Below are 16,614 nucleotides of genomic sequence, written 5' to 3'. Positions count from 1 at the left end.
GAGAAGACCGAATTCATGACCACCATCCAGGACGTCGCCCGCCATGCCGCCGTGTCGGTGAGCACCGTGTCCAACGTGCTCAATGGCCGCACCGACCGCATGCGCGCCGAAACGCTGGCGCGCGTCGAGGCGTCGATCCAGGCGCTGCAGTTCCGGCCCAGCAAGCTGGCCCAGCAGCTGAAGACCGGACAGACGCCGCTCCTGGGCCTGCTGGTGCCGTCGATGGCGAACCCGATGTACGGCTACATCGCGCGCGAGATCGAAAGCATCGCGCAGGAGCGCTTCGGCTTTCGCCTCCTGATCGGCAGCACCTACCGCGACCGCGAGAAGGAAAGCGCCTTCTTCGAAGACCTGCTGGCGCACGGCGTGCGGCGCGTGATCGTGATCTCCTCGCTGGCCGACGAGCGCCACTTCGAGTCGGCGGTGGAGCGCGGCATGGTGGTGGTGAGCTACGACCGCAGCGCGACGCCGGGCAAGCCTTCGAAGGTGGGCCACGTGATGCCCGACAACTTCGAGGCCGCGCGCCTGGCGACGCAGCACTTGATCGACAAGGGCCACCGGCGCCTGGCCTTCGCCACCGTGGCCGGCATGACCATGAGCCGCAGCGCCAAGATCGACGGCTTCTTCGCCGCCGCCGAGGCCGCAGGCCTGCGTGCGAGTGCTCAGGTGCTCGACGGCGGCGCGCTCAACGAATACGGCGATTCGGTGATCGCCGAGGTCGGCCGCGCGACCGCGCTGCAGATCGCAGGCCTGCCCGAGCATCCGACAGGCATCGTCGCGCTCAACGACCTGATGGCCCTTGGGCTGATGGCGGGACTGCGCGAAGCCGGCCTGCGCGTGCCGGAGGAGGTTTCGGTGGTGGGCATCGACGGCCTGTTCCTCGCGACCTTGTCGAACCCGATGCTGAGCACGGTGCAGTTGCCGGTGCGCGAGATGGCGCGCGCCATGGTCGAGCGCGTGATGCAGCACCCGAGCGAGGCCGGCGAGGACGAACGCGAGCAGGTCTTCACCGAAGTTCAACTGATCGAACGCGAGTCCGTCGCGCCGCCGCCGCCCGCGGCCGGCCGGCCCCGCAGCACAAGAAAAACCAAGCCCGAGAAGGCAGCCACATGACGACCGTTTTCGTGACGCATCCAGCCGACAAGCTGGCGCAGTACTTCGGCCCCAAGGCCACCCAGGCGCTGGAGGCGATCGCCGAAGTGCGCTTCAATCCCGAGGCGCGCGAGCTCTCGACGCCCGAACTGGTGGCCGCGGCGCAGGGCTGCGATGCGCTGATCGCGTACCGGCAGACGCCCGGCCCCGAATCGCTCTTCCGCGACCTGCCGCAGTTGGCCGCCTTCGTGCGGTGCGCGGTCGACATCCGCACCGTCGACGTCCAGGCCGCGAGCCGGCACGGCGTGCTGGTGACGCAGGCCAGCCCGGGCTTCGTGCCGGCGGTTGCCGAGTGGATCGTCGCCGCGATGGTCGACCTCGCCCGCGGCATCGGGCGCTACACGCATGCCTATCACCGCGGCGAGCCGCCGGCGCCCTTCATGGGCCGGCAGTTGCGCGCGTCGACGCTGGGCATCATCGGCTTCGGTGCGATCGGCCGTTATCTCGGCGACCTGGCGCAGGCATTCGGCATGCGCGTGTTGGTCAACGATCCGCAGCCGATCGCCAGGCAGCCGATGCGCGAGCAGGTCGCGCTGCCGGCGCTGCTGGCGCAGTCCGACTTCGTCGTCTGCCTGGCGCCGGCCAACGCGCAGACCGAGAAGCTCATGAACGCCGAAGCCTTCGCGGCCATGAAGGCGGGCGCCTTCTTCATCAATGCGGCGCGCGGCGAGCTGGTTGACGACGAGGCCCTGCTGGCCGCGCTCGAATCCGGCCGCCTGGCCGGCGCCGCGCTCGACGTCGGGCGCGCGCCCGACCAGATGCCCGCGCCGGCGCTCGCGCGCCATCCGCGCGTCGTCGCCACGCCGCACATCGGCGGGCTCACGCTGCCGGCGGTGGAGCACCAGGCGCTCGAGACCGTGTCCCAGATCGCCGCGCTGATGCGCGGCGAGATGCCGCCCGGCGCCGTGAATGCGGCGCATGCCACGCGGATTGCGCAATGGAGGCTTGCCGCATGACGATTGCTCCCATCGACTACGCCGGCGCCTGCGATTGCCATGTCCACATCTACGAAGACGCCTGGCCGCTCGCGCCGACCGCGACCTTCAAGCCGCCGCATGCGCCGGCCTCGGCCTACCGCGAGGTGCAGCAGGCGCTCGGCCTCACGCGCACCATCGTGGTCCAGCCCACGGGCTACGGCTTCGACAACCGCTGCACGTTGTCGGCGCTGGAGCAGCTGGGCGCCGAGGCGCGCGGCATCGCGGTGGTGCCGCCCGAGGTGGCCGATGCCGAGCTCGAGCGCCTGCACCGTGCCGGCATGCGCGGCGTGCGCTTCATGATGTTGTCGGGCGGCCTGCTGCCCTGGTCCAGTCTGGAGGGCATGGCCGCGCGGATCGCGCCGCTCGCCTGGCACATCAACCTGCAGCTCGACGGGCGCGAGCTGCCGCAGCACATGGTGATGCTGGAGCGCCTGCCGGGGCGCTTCGTCATTGACCACATCGGCAAGTTCCTCGGACCCGTGGCGCTCGACGGCGAGGCCGTGGGCGCGCTCTGCCGCCTGCTCGACAAGGGCAACTGCTGGATCAAGCTGGCCGCGCCCTACGAGACCTCCAAGAGCGGCCCGCCCGCGTACGCCGACGCAGTGCCGCTCGCGCGCCTGCTGGCCCGGCGCTATCCCGAGCGCTGCGTCTGGGCCAGCAACTGGCCGCATCCCAACGTCAAGCCCGAGCCCTCCAATGCGGCCCTGCTCGACTGGGCGCTGGCGCTCTTCGACAGCGAAGCCGCGCGCCGCAAGCTGCTGGTGGACAACCCGGCCGAGCTCTACGGCTTCGCCGCCTAGGCCTTACGACGCGCAACGCCGCGTTCCTACATGCGGCGCCGGCCGCCCGCCCTACGGTGGCGCTCCGGAGGATCGCCGTCATGCCCACATCCAAAACCCCCGCACCGCGCGTCCTGTGGAAGGGCGCCATCAGTTTCGGCCTGGTCCACATCCCGGTGGCGTTGTACTCGGCCACCGTCGACCACAGCATCGACTTCGACTGGCTCGACAAGCGCACCATGGACCCGGTGGGCTACAAGCGCGTCAACAAGAAGACCGGCAAGGAGATCGCGCGCGAGCAGATCGTGAAGGGCATCGAGTACGAGGACGGCGAGTACGTGGTGCTGAGCGACAAGGAAATCGCCGACGCCTACCCCAAGACCACGCAGACCATCGAGATCGAGACCTTCGTGCCGGCCGACAGCATTCCCTTCGTCTACCTCGAGCGGCCCTACTACGTCGCGCCGATCAACCGCGGCGGCAAGGTCTACGCGCTGTTGCGCGAAACGCTCAAGCGCGCCGGCCGCATCGGCGTCGCCCGGGTCGTGATCCAGACCAAGCAGCATCTCGCGGCGCTGGTGCCGGTGGGGCCGGGGCTGGTGCTGAACCTGCTGCGCTGGGGTGCCGACATCCGGCCATGGAAAGACCTGCCCCTGCCTTCCGAAAGCGCCAAGCAGGTGGGCCTTTCGGAGCGCGAACTCAAGATGGCCGGGGAACTGGTCAAGGACATGAGCTCGGACTGGGACCCCGATGAATTCAAGGACTCGTTCAAGGACGAGATCATGCGGCTGGTCGACCAGAAGGTCGAAGCGGGCCAGACCGAGGAGGTCACGAAGCTCGAGCCGATCGAGGAACAGGCAGGGCGTTCTGGCGCGAAGATCCTCGACCTCACCGAGCTGCTGCAGCGCAGCCTGCGCAAGGGCGGCAAGGCGGCGGCTGAAGACGAGGAGGAAGAGCCGGAAGAAGCCAAGCCGACCCGCAAGCCGGCCGCCAAGGCCACGGCCCGCAAGCGCGCGCCGGCCCGCAAGTCCGCATCGCGCCACAAGGCGGCCTGAGGCAGCGCGTGGCGAGCAAACCGAGTGCGCGCGAAGCGCTGGCGCGCTATCACGGCAAGCGCGATTTCAAGAAGACGCCGGAGCCGCACAAGCTCGGCCGCGGCAGCCGAGGCGCGCATTCCTTCGTGGTCCAGAAGCACCATGCGAGCCGCCTGCACTACGACTTCCGGCTCGAGCTCGACGGCACGCTCAAGAGCTGGGCCGTGCCCAAGGGCCCCTGCCTCGATCCGAGCGTCAAGCGCATGGCGGTGCACGTGGAAGACCATCCGGTCTCGTACGCCGACTTCGAAAGCACCATTCCGCCCAAGCAGTACGGCGCCGGCACGGTGATCGTCTGGGACCGCGGCGAGTGGGCGGCCGAGGGGGATGCGCGCCAGGGGCTGGCCGAGGGCAAGCTCAAGTTCGAGCTGTACGGCGACAAGCTGCGCGGCCATTGGACGCTGGTGCGCATGCGCGGCAAGGACGAGAAGCAGGAGCCCTGGCTCCTGATCAAGGAGAACGACGATGAAGCGCGCCCGCTGGCCGACTTCGACGTGGTGGAAGAACTGCCCGACAGCGTGCTGAGCGGCCGCGGCGTCGACGACGCGGTGCCGCCGGTCGCAAAGACGACGACGAAGCAGCCGCCTGCAGCGAAGAAGGCGAAAGCCGCACCCAAGGCCGCGCCGCCGCGCAGCCTCGAACCCCAGCTCGCCACGCTGGTCGCGGCGCCGCCCGCTGCGGCCGACGACTGGCTCTATGAACTCAAGTTCGACGGCTACCGCCTGTTGGCGCGCATCGACGGCGACAAGGTGCAATGCATCACGCGCAACGGCCACGGCTGGAGCGCGAAGCTTCCCGGCCTGGTGAAGGCGCTCGCGAAGCTGCCCACGCGTTCGGCCTGGCTGGACGGCGAGATCGTGGTCCATGGCGAGAACGGTGCGCCGGATTTCCAGGCGCTGCAGAACGCCTTCGAACGCGGCGCCACCTCATCGATCGTCTACTGGCTCTTCGATGCGCCCTTCCTCGACGGCCGCGACCTGCGCGAGACGCCGGTGGAAGAGCGCCGCGCGTTGCTGGCGAAGTTGCTGGGCAAGAAGCCGCCGGCGTCGCTGCGGCTCTCGCAGGCCTTCGAGGCCGCGCCGCGCGCTCTGCTGGCGTCGTCCGCGCAGCTCGGCTTCGAGGGGATCATCGGCAAGCTGAAGGGTTCGGGCTATGTCTCGCGCCGCTCGCCGACCTGGATCAAGCTCAAGAACCAGCAGCGGCAGGAGTTCGTGATCGGCGGCTACACCGCACCCAAGGGCGCGCGCACGGGTTTCGGCGCGCTGCTGCTCGGCGTGTGCGACGACCAGGGCGCGCTCAAGTACTGCGGCAACGTCGGCACCGGCTTCGACGCCGATCGCCTGGCGGACATCAAGGCCCGGCTCGACAAGTTGGCGAGCGACGACTGCCCCTTCGACGAGCGACCCGCCGGCGTCAAGGCGCAATGGGTCAAGCCGAAGCTGGTGGCCGAGATCTCCTTCGGCGAGTGGACGCGCGATGGTCGCGTGCGCCAGGCCGTCTTCCTGGGCTTGCGCACCGACAAGCCGGCCACCGAGATCCGCCGCGAGAAGGCGCAGGCGCCGCCCAAGCTGGCTGCCGCCGCGCGCGCCGGCAGCAGCAGCAACAAAGGAGCGAGCCCCACCATGGACCTGCGCATCACCCATGCCGAACGCGTGATCGACAAGAAGAGCGGCACCACCAAGGGCGAGCTCGTCGCCTTCTATCACGAGGTGTCGGCGCTCCTGCTGCCGCATCTGAAGGGCCGGCCGGTAGCACTGGTGCGCGCACCCGAGGGCGTGGGCGGCGAGCTGTTCTTCCAGAAGCATGCCAACCAGAGCGAGCTGCCGGGCGTGAAGCTGCTGGACCCGGCGCTCGATCCCGAGCACGAAGCGCTGCTGCAGATCGATGCCGCGCGCGGCCTGCTCTCGGCCGCGCAGATGAACGTGATCGAGCTGCACACCTGGAACGCCACCTCCAACGACATCGACCGGCCCGACCGCATGACCTTCGACCTGGACCCGGGCGAGGGCGTCGACTGGTCGAAGATGCTGGAGGCCGCGATGCTGGTGCGCACGCTGCTCACCGAACTCGGCCTGCCGGCCTTCCTCAAGACCAGCGGCGGCAAGGGCCTGCACGTGCTGGTGCCGATCCGGCGCCAATACGGCTGGGATGCGGTCAAGGGTTTCTCGCAGGCGGCGGTCCAGCACCTGGCGCAGACCATCCCCGATCGCTTCGTCGCCAAGAGCGGGCCGCGCAACCGGGTCGGCAAGATCTTCGTCGACTACCTGCGCAACGGCTTCGGCGCCACCACGGTCAGCGCCTGGTCGGCGCGTTCGCGGCCGGGGCTGGGCGTGTCGGTGCCGCTCGAATGGGACGAGCTGCCCGAGCTGAAGAGCGCCTCGCAATGGACGATCAGGAACATCGGCGAGCGCATCGCCATCGGCAACAAGCCGTGGGCTGCGATGGAGAAGAGCCGAAAGGGCCTGGGCGCGGCGATGAAAACGCTGGGCTACGCGCCGGCGCCGGACTGAAGCTTCAGACCACCTCCTCGGTGGTCACCTCGAAGCGCTGCAGCGTGTTCTCCCCGAACACCATCGTGATCGGCACATCGGCTGCGTCGCGGCCGCGCGCGATGGTGATGCGGCCGATGCGCGGCGTGTTGTGGCGCGCATCGAAGGTGTGCCAGCGCTCGCCGAGGTAGATCTCGAACCAGGCGCTGAAATCCATCGGGTAGGGCACGGGCGGAATGCCGATGTCGCCGAGGTAGCCGGTCACGTAGCGCGCCGGAATGTTCATGCAGCGGCACAGCGTGATCGCCAGGTGGGTGAAGTCGCGGCACACGCCGACGCGCTCGCGCCACGCTTCGAGTGCGGTGCGCGTGGCGCGTGCACGCTGGTAGTCGAAGCGCAGGTGCTGGTGCACGTAGTCGCAGATGGCTTGCGCCAGCGGCCAGCCCTTGGGCACCTGGCCGAAGGTGTTCCATGCGAACTGCAGCAGTTCGCTGTCGACCTCGCAGTAGCGGCTGGGCAGCAGGAAGGGCAGCGTTTCCACCGGCAGATCGGCCGGCATGTGCTCGACGGCCCCCAGGTCGATCGGGTCGGCCCAGCCGGTGTCGAAGACCACCGCTTCGTTGCGCAGACGCACGCTGCTCACGCCGGCGGGCACCTGCACGCGCGCGCAATGGTTGTCGAAGGCGTCGCGGTAGTGGTCGGTGTAGAGCGGCGGACTGATCGTGATGTGCTCGCCGTCCGCGATGTCGGCGGCGCGCGAAGGATGCACCTGCAGCATGTAGAGCAACGCCGTGGGCGCCGTGACGCCGAGTTCGATGTCGAAACCGATTTTGATGAGCATGGTGGCGCGGGCCGGTTGCGAAGGTCAGAAGTGTGATGCCGCACAAGCAGGTTTGGTGCCGAGCGCAGCCGCTTCATCCTATAGCCCGCCGCGGCTGGCGGGCATAGATGGGTACGCGAAGCGGCGTAGGCAAGCCCACAAAGCCGTCAGCGCGGTCCTACTGTGTACTCCTCGCCGCTCCCACACGCCGGAGCGCGCGGCCACTACGGGGTTTGCGCGGTGCCAAATCTAAGCTCATGGCTTGCTCGCAGCCGGCATGCAGCGCCTGTCGAACCGTCCCGCAACGATGATCTGGAGCGAATCATGGAGCTTTCCTCACTGTTTGGCGCGCTCGGAGATGCCTGGATCGACGATGTCCTGTTCTGGGCCATAGCGGCTGCGGCCGGCGTCGTCGGACTCGTGGCGGTGGTCAGCGCACTGGACGTGCTCTTCGACGCGGAAGCCCGCTGATCCTGCGGCGCTTCGAGGCGCCGCATTCCAAGAGAACGAAGGAATCTCGATGACGCCACAGAACAAGGCGGCCGCCGCCCGTCGCCCCAAGCCGGGGGACGGCAGCAATGCCAAGCAGGAACAATTGGCTGCCTTCACGAGCGACAACACCCCGCAGCTCAGCACCAATCAGGGCCTGCAGATCCCGGACAACCACAACTCGCTGAAGGCGGGCGCGCGCGGGCCGACGCTGCTCGAAGACTTCATCCTGCGCGAGAAGATCACGCACTTCGACCACGAGCGCATTCCCGAGCGCGTGGTGCATGCACGCGGCGAGGCGGCGCACGGCTACTTCGAGGTCTACAAGTCGATGTCGCAGTTCACCTCTGCCGATTTCCTGCAGGACCCGGCGATCCGCACGCCCGTTTTCGTGCGCTTCTCGACCGTGGCGGGTTCGCGCGGCTCGGCCGACACGGTGCGCGACGTGCGGGGCTTCGCGGTCAAGTTCTACACGCGCGAGGGCAACTACGACCTGGTGGGCAACAACATCCCGGTATTCTTCATCCAGGATGCGATCAAGTTCCCCGACCTGATCCACGCCGTCAAGCCCGAACCGCACCACGAGATGCCGCAGGCCGCGAGCGCCCACGACACCTTCTGGGACTTCGCCTCGCTGATGCCCGAGACCACCCACATGCTGATGTGGATCATGTCGGATCGCGCGATCCCGCGCAGCCTGCGCATGATGGAAGGCTTCGGCGTCCACACTTTCCGCTTCATCAATGCGCGCGGCGAGAGCCATTTCGTCAAGTTCCACTGGAAGCCCAAGCTCGGCATCCACGGGCTGGCCTGGGACGAGGCGCAGAAGATCGCCGGCAAGGATGCCGACTTCCACCGGCGCGATCTGTGGGAGGCCATCGAGCGCGGCGATTTCCCCGAGTGGGAGCTGGGCGTGCAGCTGATTCCGCAGGACAAGGAGCATGCCTTCGGCTTCGATCTGCTCGACCCGACCAAGATCGTGCCCGAGGAGATGGTGCCGGTGCAGCGCATCGGCCGCCTGGTGCTCAACCGCAACCCCGACAATTTCTTCGCCGAGACCGAGCAGGTGGCCTTCCACCCGGGCCACGTGGTGCCGGGCATCGATTTCACGAACGATCCGCTGCTGCAGGGCCGCCTGTTCTCCTACACCGACACGCAGATCTCGCGCCTGGGCGGCGCCAACTTCCACGAGCTGCCGATCAACAGGAGCGTCTGCCCCTTCCACAACTTCCAGCGCGACGGCATGCACCGCCAGACCATCGCGCGCGGCAAGGTGGCCTACGAACCGCACTCGCTCCTCGACGGCAAGGAGTTCCGCATCGACGGCGCGAGCGGCGGCTTCCAGTCCTTTCCCGAGGAAATCGACCCGCCCAAGCTGCGGCGCCGCAGCCCCTCCTTCGACGACCACTTCACGCAGGCGCGGCTGTTCTTCAACAGCCAGAGCGCGGCCGAGAAGGAGCACATCATCGCGGCCTTCCGCTTCGAGCTCTCGAAGGTCGAGGCGCCGGCGATACGCCAGCGCATGGTGGACAACCTCGCGCACGTCGACGAGAAGCTCGCGCGCCGCGTGGCCGAGCCGCTGGGCATCGACGCCCCCGATGCCAAGGCGGCCGCGGGCCGGGCCGGTTATCGCGAACACCGCATGACGCTGCCGATCGAGGAATCGCGCGCGCTCAGCATGGCGGACACCGGCGATGGCTCGATCAAGACGCGCAAGGTGGCGATCCTGGTGATGGACGGCATCGACTCGGCCTCGCTGAAGCCGATCCGCGAAGCCCTCGAACAGGCTGGCGCGCAGTGCAAGGTGGTCGGCCCGCGGCTCGGCACTGTCGCGAGCGCATCCAGGCGCCAGCTCGGTGTCGATGCCACCTTCGCCAATATGCCTTCGGTGATGTTCGACGCCGTGCTCGTGCCGGCCGGCGCGCAGGGCGCCGAGGCGCTGGCGCGCAACGGCGATGCGCTGCATTTCGTGCTCGAGGCCTACAAGCACTGCAAGGCCATCTGCACGGTGGGCGAGGGCGTGAAGCTGCTGGCGACGCTGGGCGTCGGCGCCGACCCGGGCAAGGCGCCGGCCGGCGTGGTGGTGGCCGCGACGCCCACCACCAACCTGGGCGACACCAGCGCCGCCACGCAGATCGCGCAGGACTTCATTGCGGCGATCGCGAAGCACCGGCACTGGGACCGGGCGAACGTGGACGGCGTGCCGGCCTAGGACCGGAGCACCTCCGGCAACGTCTCTACCGCACTCAGCTTCTCCAACACCAACCCGATGAACGCCGACACCGCCAGCGGCAGGTGCCGCCGGCTCGGGTAGAGCACGCTCAGGCCTTGGCTGGTGCGCTGGTATTGCGGCAGGACCGGCACGAGCAGGCCGGCCTGAATGTCGAGCCTGGCCATGGCGGGCGGCAGCAGCGCGATGCCGAGGCCGGCCAGGGTGGCTTTGCGCAGCGCCTGGGCCGTGTTGCCGCTGAAGCGGCCGGCGACCTGCACTTCCTCCTGCACCCCATCGGGGCCGGCCAGGCGCCAGGTGGTGCGGCCGCTGGGGTGGGCGGCGCTCACGCAGTCGTGGTTCGCCAGGTCTTGCAGCGTGGCGGGCGCGCCGCGCGCGGCGATGTAGGCGGGGCTGGCCACCATGCCGCCGCTGCGGGCGCCGAGGAGCCGGCGGCCGACATAGCCCGAGTCGCGCAGCGGGCCGCCGCGAAACGCGACGTCGATCTGCTCGGCAATCAGATCGGCCTTGGCATCACTGAGCACGAAGTCGAGCCGCACCAGCGGATGCGCGGCCAGAAAGTCGGCCACCCACTCCATCGGAAAGAAGTCGAAGAAATCGGCTGTCGCCGCCACGCGCACCAGGCCACTGGGTTCCTGGCTGCCCGTCAACAACGCCTGGCCGGCTTCGACCAGCCCGTCGACCGCACCTGCGCAGCGCTCGTGGAAGGCCTGGCCGGCGCTGGTGAGCGTGAGCTTGCGGGTGGAGCGTTGCATCAGCCGCGTGCCGAGCCGGGCTTCGAGCTGCTGGATGCGCCGGCTCACGGTGTTGGGCGGCACGCCCAGCCGCCGCGCCGCCTCGGCAAAGCTGCCGCAGCGCACCACCTGCACAAACATGGCGATGTCGTTCAGGTCGAACACGAGGCGATTCCTTCTATCTGTGGACGAGTGCAATCCGATTGTGCCGTCTAGTCGATCAATGGGTGCGACCCTAATCTTCTGCGCATCGGGCTCCCACGCCTCAACGCACACGCAAGGACACCTCTTTCCATGGCTTTTTTTCCGGTTTCCCCCACGCAGCGCCGCATCGTCTGGGGCGTTCGCATTCTTCTGGCGCTGGCTTTCGGCGCGGCTGGCCTCTCCAAGCTGGCCGGCGTGCCGCAGATGGTCCAGGTGTTCGATGCCATCGGCTTCGGCCAGTGGTTTCGTTACCTGACGGGCGCGGTCGAAGTCGTGGGCGCCGTGCTGCTGCTCGTACCTGCAACCGGCTTCTTCGGCGGCCTGCTGCTCGCCGCAACCATGGTCGGTGCGGCGGCGACGCACGTGGTGCTGATCGGCGGCAATCCCGCGCCGGCCGTGGTGCTCGGTGCGCTCGCTGCCTTCGTGGCCTGGCGGCTGCGGCCCGTCTCGCTCTTGGCGGCGGGCTGACCCTTTCATTTCCCCTCATCAATTTGTCAGAAGTACCCATGACCCAACAGCAACAACCCCGCATCGGCATCGTCATCGGCTCGACCCGCGAAGGCCGCTTCGGCGAAAAGCCCGCGCACTGGATCCACGAGATCGCCAGGCAGCGCACCGACCTCGCCTTCGAGCTGATCGACCTGCGCGATCACCCGCTGCCTTTCTTCAACGAGCCGATGTCGCCGGCCTGGGCGCCGGCGAAGAACGAGGCCGCGCGGCGCTGGGCCGACAAGCTCGCGACAACCGACGGCCTGATCGTGGTCACGCCCGAGTACAACCACGGCCCGAGCGCGGTGCTGAAGAACGCCTTCGACTACGCGTACAAGGAATTCATCCGCAAGCCGATCGGCTTCGTGGGCTATGGCGGCGTGGGCGCGGCACGTGCCGTCGAGCAGCTTCGGCTGGTGGCTACCGAGCTTCAGATGGCGCCGGTGCGCAATGCCGTTCACATCGGCATGGTGGAGTTCCTCGGCATCTGGCAGCAGGGCAAGAGCTTCGAAGACTTTCCGCACCTGGCGCAGGCCGCCAACGGGTTGCTGGACGACATGGCCTGGTGGGCGAAGGCGCTGAAGTCGGCGAGGGAAGCGGTATGACGACCGACGTTGCCACCGAAGCCCGTGCCATCGTCTACCGCACAAGCGGCAGCACGCACGGGCCGATCACGCGGCTCGTGAGTCCGGGCGACCTCGGCGAGTTTCTCAAGCCCTTCGTCTTTCTCGACCTCTTCGGCTTCCAGCCCGAGCCCGGCTACAAGGGCTTCGGCATGCACCCGCACTCGGGCATCGCGACGCTGACCTTCATGATCGAAGGCGAAGTGGGCTATGAAGACACGACCGGCAAGAAGGGTGTGCTGCCCGCTGGCGGCGTGGAGTGGATGCGCGCCGGCAACGGCGTGTGGCACACCGGCGCGCCGGTCGGCAACTCGCCGGTCCTGGGCTTCCAGCTCTGGGTGGCGTTGCCCGCTTCGGAAGAGAACGCACCGGCCCAGAGCCTCTACCTCGCGCCCTCGCAGGTGCCGCAAGAGGGCCCGGTGCGCGTGCTCCTCGGGCGCTACGGCAAGGCGCAAAGCGCCATTCCGGCGCCGGCGTCGATGAACTATCTGGCCGTGCGCTTGAAAGACGGCGAGCGCTGGCGCTACACGCCGCCCGCCGGCCACACGGTGGGCTGGGTCGCGGTCAATGCGGGCGGGCTTGATGCGGGTGGACCGGTCGTTACCGGCGAGCTCGCGATGTTCGAGGAATCCGGTGACGCCATCGACTTCGTGGCCCACGGCGACACGGCCTTCGTTCTGGGCTCGGCCGTGAAGCATCCGCACGAACTGGTGATGGGCTACTACTCGGTGCACACGAGCAAGGCGGCGCTCGATCAGGGCGAGGCCGGGATCCGACGCATCGGCGCGCGGCTGCGGGAGGAGGGGCGGCTGGGCTGATCGACGCTGCGAGCGGGTACCTGCCCATCCGGGCAGTGGCTTCAGCCCCTTGTGGCTTCACACAATGAAGCCATCTGAAGCCATGCTCAACACGGAAGGCACCGGCCCCGAGCCGGCCCAGGACGCCCTGATCGACGCCTACTCGCGCGCGGTCGCCGCAGTGGCCGACAGCGCCGGACCGGCCGTCGTGCGGGTGCAAAGCGCAGCGCCCGGCCGGCGCGGCGGCGGCCTCGGATCCGGCGTGGTCATCGCCGGCGACGGGCTGGTGCTCACCAACAGCCATGTGGTGGCAGCGGCGCGGCGCGTGCGTGTCGGGCTGGCCGAAGGCGGCGACCGGGAGGCCGAGGTGCTCGGCGACGATCCGGCCACCGACCTGGCGCTGCTGCGCGTCGAACTCCCGCGCGGCGCCGCGACTGCGACGCTGGGCGATTCGAAGGTGCTGAAGCGCGGCCACCTGGTGGTGGGCATCGGCAATCCGCTGGGCTTCGAATCCACCGTCACGGCCGGCATCGTCTCGGCGCTGGGCCGCTCGCTGCGCTCGCAAAGCGGGCACCTGATCGACGATGTCATCCAGACCGACGCGGCGCTCAACCCGGGCAACTCCGGCGGCGCACTGGTGGCTGCGTCGGGCCAGGTGGTCGGCATCAACACCGCCATGATCGCTGGCGCGCAGGGGCTCGCCTTCGCCGTCTCCAGCAACACGGCCCGCTTCGTGATCGGCGAATTCATCGCCCATGGCCGGGTTCGGCGCGCGCATCTCGGCATCGCGGCGCAGACGGTGCCGCTGGCGCGGCGCGTGGCCCTGGCCATTCATGCGGGCGCCAACGCGGTGCGCATCGGCGAAGTGCAGGCCGGCGGCCCCGCGGACCTGGCAGGGCTGAGGGTGGGCGACATCCTCGTCGCGCTGGAAAGCGTGACGATCGCCGGTGCGGACGATCTCTTGCGATTGCTCAATGCGGAGCGCATCGGGCGGCCGGTCCAGGTGTCGCTGCTGCGGGAAGGGCGGCTCGTGACACGCACGGTCACGGCGCAGGAGCGCGTGCAGTCGGCGGCCGCGCGGCGCTGAGGGTGCCGCTCAGGCGCGCGCGACGGAAAGCAGGCCGTCGATCGCGAGCACCACGCCCTGCTGGGCATCCTTGCTGGGCGGGCCTTCGGCGAGCATCTCGCGCACCAGGCTCAGCGTGTTGAGCAGTTCCGCTTCCATGTCGGTCAGCAAGGGGATCATTTCGTAGTCGGGGTATCTACCTCGCGCTCCCAACGGCCGGCCGGGTCCGGACAGATCGACTTCGTAGCCTTCGCGAATGGCTTCGGCCTGGGTCTTCATGGCGCGCCTCAACTCAGTTGCATCAGTTGCGAAAGCCGCTTTCCCATCGCCTGGATCCGCTCGCCTCTTTCCCGCGCGCGGCGCGTGGCGATGTAGTCCAGTGCGGCCGCCACGGATTCTGCCCCTTCGTCGCCCGACTCCGAACGCCTGCGCCACTGGCTGGCCACCTCGGTCAGCTGACGGCTGTCGAGGCGCGCCGGGGGCGCAGGGAGTGGGGTCGCCCCGGACCCCGCAGGCGGCAGGCTGGCGCGCAAGAGACTGAGCAGCCCCTCGGGGGACCACCGCGGTTGGGAGAGGTTTTGACGTTTCATGTAATACATTGTGCCTATCTGTGCACGCCGTAACAAGGTATTTCAAGAGCTTTTTACTTACTTCTTAACGAAGACTTGCTCCGGTCGCCATTCAAGCCGCGCCATGCGTTTCCACATAGAGCGCATAAAGCGAGTGGCAACTTGCCATGTAAAGCCGGTTGTTCTTGGCCCCGCCGAAACTGAGGTTCGCACAGCGCTCCGGCAGGCGGATGAAACCGATCGCCTTGCCCTGCGGGTTGAACACCATCACGCCGTCCAGGTCCGCTGGGTTTGCGCCGGGCGCGCCGTTGCTGCCCCAGCCGCACCACAGGTTGCCGTCGACGTCGACCTTGAAGCCGTCGATCGAACCGGGCCCGTTGGCGTCCACCAGCCGGGTCTTGTTGGACAGGCTGGCGCCGCTGCCGACGTCGTAGCTCCAGATCACGCGGTGGGGCTGGGCGCGTCCCTCGACGATGTAGAGCTTCTTCTCGTCGGGCGAGAAGGCCAGGCCGTTGGGGCCGTTCAGGTCGGCGGTGACGAGGCCGATCTTGCCGTCCGGCGCGATGCGGTAGACGGAGTGCGGCAGTTCGGAGGCGGCCTTGTCGCCCTCCCAGTTGCCGCCGATGCCGAAGGGCGGATCGGTGAACCAGATGGAGCCGTCGGACTTGCACACGATGTCGTTGGGCGAGTTGAGCTTCTTGCCGTTGAAGCTGTCGGCCAGCACGGTGATCCTGCCGTCGTACTCGGTGCGCGTGATGCGCCGGGTCAGGTGTTCGCAGGCCAGCAGCCGCCCCTGCCGGTCACGCGCCAGGCCGTTGGAAAAGTTGGACGGCTGGCGAAACACGCCGAAAGTCCCGGTGGCCTCGTCGAAACGCATGATGCGGTTGTTGGGGATGTCGCTCACCAGCAGATAGCGTCCGTCGCCGAACCACACCGGGCCTTCGGCCCAGCGCATGCCGGTGCCCAGTTGTTCGACCGTGCTGCTGTAGATGCGGTACTTGCCGAAGCTCGGGTCCAGCACCTGCACCGCCGGATCGGGGTAGCGCTGGCTGGGCTTGAAGTCGAAGGCCTGCGCGGCGGCGGTGCCGCCGAGCGCGGCCAGCGTGCTGCCCGCGGCCGTCTTCAGGAAAGCGCGGCGCGCGCTCGCGCCTTGTTGTTCTTGCATGCTCGTCTCCAGGGTTGTTGTTCTTCGTCGGCGGCGCGATGCGGCTTCAGGTCTGCGGGTTCGCTACCTCGTGCGCCGCCATCTGCTCCAGCGCCTTGACCAGCGCCGAATGATCGAGCTGGTCCCAGCCGTGGGCGGCGCAAGACTGCATCAGCTGCGCGGCCGAAGCCGTCTGCGGCAGCGCGACGCCCATCGACTTGGCACCGGCAAGCGCGAGGCTCAGGTCCTTCTGGTGCAGCGCGATGCGGAAGCCCGGGTTGAAGGTGCGCTTGATCATGCGTTCGCCATGCACTTCGAGGATGCGGCTGGCCGCGAAGCCGCCCATCAGCGCCTGCCGCACCTTGGCCGGATCGGCGCCGGCCTTGCTCGCGAACAGCAGCGCCTCGCCGACCGCGGCGATGTTGAGCGCGACGATGATCTGGTTGGCCACCTTGGTGGTCTGGCCGTCGCCGTTGCCACCGACCAGCGTGATGTTCTTGCCCATGGCTTCAAGCAGCGGCTTCACCTTGTCGAAGGTGGCTTCGGAGCCGCCGCACATGATGGTCAGGCTGGCGGCCTTGGCGCCGACTTCGCCGCCGGAGACCGGCGCGTCGAGGTACTCGCAGCCGAGCGCGTTGATCTTGCTGGCGAAGGCCTTGGTCTCGATGGGCGAGATGCTGCTCATGTCCATCACCGTCTTGCCGGCGCTCAGGCCGTCGGCGACGCCGTCCTTGCCGAACAGCACCGACTCGACATCGGGCGTGTCCGGCAGCATGAGCACGATGACATCGGCGGCGCGCGCGACGTCGGCGTTGGTTTTGCACTGCGTGGCCTTGGCCAGCGCCTCGGGCACCTTGCTGCGCGTGCGCACGAACATCTCGTGGCCGGCGGCCAGGAGGTTCTGCGCCATCGGCGCGCCCATGATGCCGAGGCCGATGAATCCGACTTTCATTTCGAT

Annotated in this window: 17 protein-coding genes; 11 read left to right on the top strand and 6 right to left on the bottom strand. The window is 68.5% G+C overall.

What is annotated here, in order from left to right; all coding sequences use genetic code 11:
* The first annotated feature begins 15 nt into the window (after window positions 1-15).
* From ACSQ86_RS26865 to ligD, 5 genes are all read left to right on the top strand, one after another.
* A complete protein-coding gene (locus ACSQ86_RS26865; RefSeq protein WP_436309951.1) occupies window positions 16-1,113 on the top strand; it encodes a LacI family DNA-binding transcriptional regulator in 1,098 nt (365 codons plus the stop codon).
* Complete coding sequence (locus ACSQ86_RS26860) at window positions 1,110-2,108, top strand: hydroxyacid dehydrogenase (RefSeq protein WP_436309950.1); 999 nt, start codon at window positions 1,110-1,112, stop codon at window positions 2,106-2,108. Before ACSQ86_RS26865 ends, ACSQ86_RS26860 begins: the two co-directional genes overlap by 4 nt.
* Complete coding sequence (locus ACSQ86_RS26855; protein ID WP_436309949.1) at window positions 2,105-2,929, top strand: amidohydrolase family protein; 825 nt, start codon at window positions 2,105-2,107, stop codon at window positions 2,927-2,929. Before ACSQ86_RS26860 ends, ACSQ86_RS26855 begins: the two co-directional genes overlap by 4 nt.
* A gap of 80 nt (window positions 2,930-3,009) precedes the next feature.
* Window positions 3,010-3,963, top strand: a complete 954-nt coding sequence (locus tag ACSQ86_RS26850) for a Ku protein (protein WP_436293959.1) — start codon at window positions 3,010-3,012, stop codon at window positions 3,961-3,963.
* Between the two features lie 8 nt (window positions 3,964-3,971).
* Window positions 3,972-6,512, top strand: coding sequence for a DNA ligase D (gene ligD / locus ACSQ86_RS26845; protein ID WP_436309948.1), 2,541 nt, complete (start codon window positions 3,972-3,974; stop codon window positions 6,510-6,512).
* A gap of 4 nt (window positions 6,513-6,516) precedes the next feature.
* On the opposite strand, the gene ACSQ86_RS26840 is transcribed toward ligD, so the two are convergent.
* Window positions 6,517-7,332, bottom strand: a complete 816-nt coding sequence (locus ACSQ86_RS26840; RefSeq protein WP_436305801.1) for a transglutaminase-like domain-containing protein — start codon at window positions 7,330-7,332, stop codon at window positions 6,517-6,519.
* A 303-nt stretch (window positions 7,333-7,635) separates the two neighbouring features.
* On the opposite strand from ACSQ86_RS26840, the gene ACSQ86_RS26835 reads away from it, so the two are divergent.
* Together ACSQ86_RS26835 and katE are read left to right on the top strand one after the other, a co-directional pair.
* Window positions 7,636-7,782 carry a hypothetical protein gene (locus tag ACSQ86_RS26835; protein ID WP_436309947.1) on the top strand — a complete coding sequence of 49 codons (147 nt, stop codon included), beginning with the start codon at window positions 7,636-7,638 and terminating at the stop codon, window positions 7,780-7,782.
* A gap of 49 nt (window positions 7,783-7,831) precedes the next feature.
* Window positions 7,832-10,012, top strand: coding sequence for a catalase HPII (katE, locus tag ACSQ86_RS26830; RefSeq protein WP_436309946.1), 2,181 nt, complete (start codon window positions 7,832-7,834; stop codon window positions 10,010-10,012).
* Here the strand turns inward: katE and ACSQ86_RS26825 are convergent.
* Window positions 10,009-10,929 carry a LysR family transcriptional regulator gene (locus ACSQ86_RS26825; RefSeq protein WP_436309945.1) on the bottom strand — a complete coding sequence of 307 codons (921 nt, stop codon included), beginning with the start codon at window positions 10,927-10,929 and terminating at the stop codon, window positions 10,009-10,011. The genes katE and ACSQ86_RS26825 overlap by 4 nt on opposite strands.
* A 129-nt stretch (window positions 10,930-11,058) precedes the next feature.
* On the opposite strand from ACSQ86_RS26825, the gene ACSQ86_RS26820 reads away from it, so the two are divergent.
* From ACSQ86_RS26820 to ACSQ86_RS26805, 4 genes are all read left to right on the top strand, one after another.
* Window positions 11,059-11,436: a DoxX family protein gene (locus tag ACSQ86_RS26820; protein ID WP_436309944.1), complete on the top strand. Its 378-nt coding sequence runs from the start codon at window positions 11,059-11,061 to the stop codon at window positions 11,434-11,436.
* Between the two features lie 38 nt (window positions 11,437-11,474).
* Window positions 11,475-12,062, top strand: a complete 588-nt coding sequence (locus ACSQ86_RS26815; protein WP_436293965.1) for an NADPH-dependent FMN reductase — start codon at window positions 11,475-11,477, stop codon at window positions 12,060-12,062.
* Entirely contained in the window at window positions 12,059-12,898 is an 840-nt protein-coding gene (locus ACSQ86_RS26810) for a pirin family protein (protein WP_436309943.1), read from the top strand. Before ACSQ86_RS26815 ends, ACSQ86_RS26810 begins: the two co-directional genes overlap by 4 nt.
* 64 nt (window positions 12,899-12,962) lie before the next feature.
* Window positions 12,963-13,964, top strand: a complete 1,002-nt coding sequence (locus ACSQ86_RS26805) for a S1C family serine protease (RefSeq protein ID WP_436309942.1) — start codon at window positions 12,963-12,965, stop codon at window positions 13,962-13,964.
* A gap of 9 nt (window positions 13,965-13,973) precedes the next feature.
* Here the strand turns inward: ACSQ86_RS26805 and ACSQ86_RS26800 are convergent, their stop codons facing one another.
* From ACSQ86_RS26800 to ACSQ86_RS26785, 4 genes are all read right to left on the bottom strand, one after another.
* On the bottom strand, window positions 13,974-14,222 hold the full coding sequence (locus ACSQ86_RS26800; RefSeq protein ID WP_436309941.1) for a hypothetical protein: 249 nt from the start codon (window positions 14,220-14,222) through the stop codon (window positions 13,974-13,976).
* An 8-nt stretch (window positions 14,223-14,230) separates the two neighbouring features.
* A complete protein-coding gene (locus ACSQ86_RS26795) occupies window positions 14,231-14,533 on the bottom strand; it encodes a hypothetical protein (RefSeq protein WP_436309940.1) in 303 nt (100 codons plus the stop codon).
* 91 nt (window positions 14,534-14,624) lie between these two features.
* Window positions 14,625-15,677, bottom strand: coding sequence for an SMP-30/gluconolactonase/LRE family protein (locus ACSQ86_RS26790; protein WP_436305791.1), 1,053 nt, complete (start codon window positions 15,675-15,677; stop codon window positions 14,625-14,627).
* A 46-nt stretch (window positions 15,678-15,723) separates the two neighbouring features.
* A complete protein-coding gene (locus ACSQ86_RS26785) occupies window positions 15,724-16,608 on the bottom strand; it encodes a 2-hydroxy-3-oxopropionate reductase (RefSeq protein WP_436305790.1) in 885 nt (294 codons plus the stop codon).
* Between the last annotated feature and the right edge of the window lie 6 nt (window positions 16,609-16,614).

It is taken from the genome of Variovorax sp. LjRoot130, assembly GCF_964253755.1.
GTDB lineage: Bacteria > Pseudomonadota > Gammaproteobacteria > Burkholderiales > Burkholderiaceae_C > Variovorax.
This window is presented reverse-complemented; position numbering and strand designations above follow the sequence as displayed.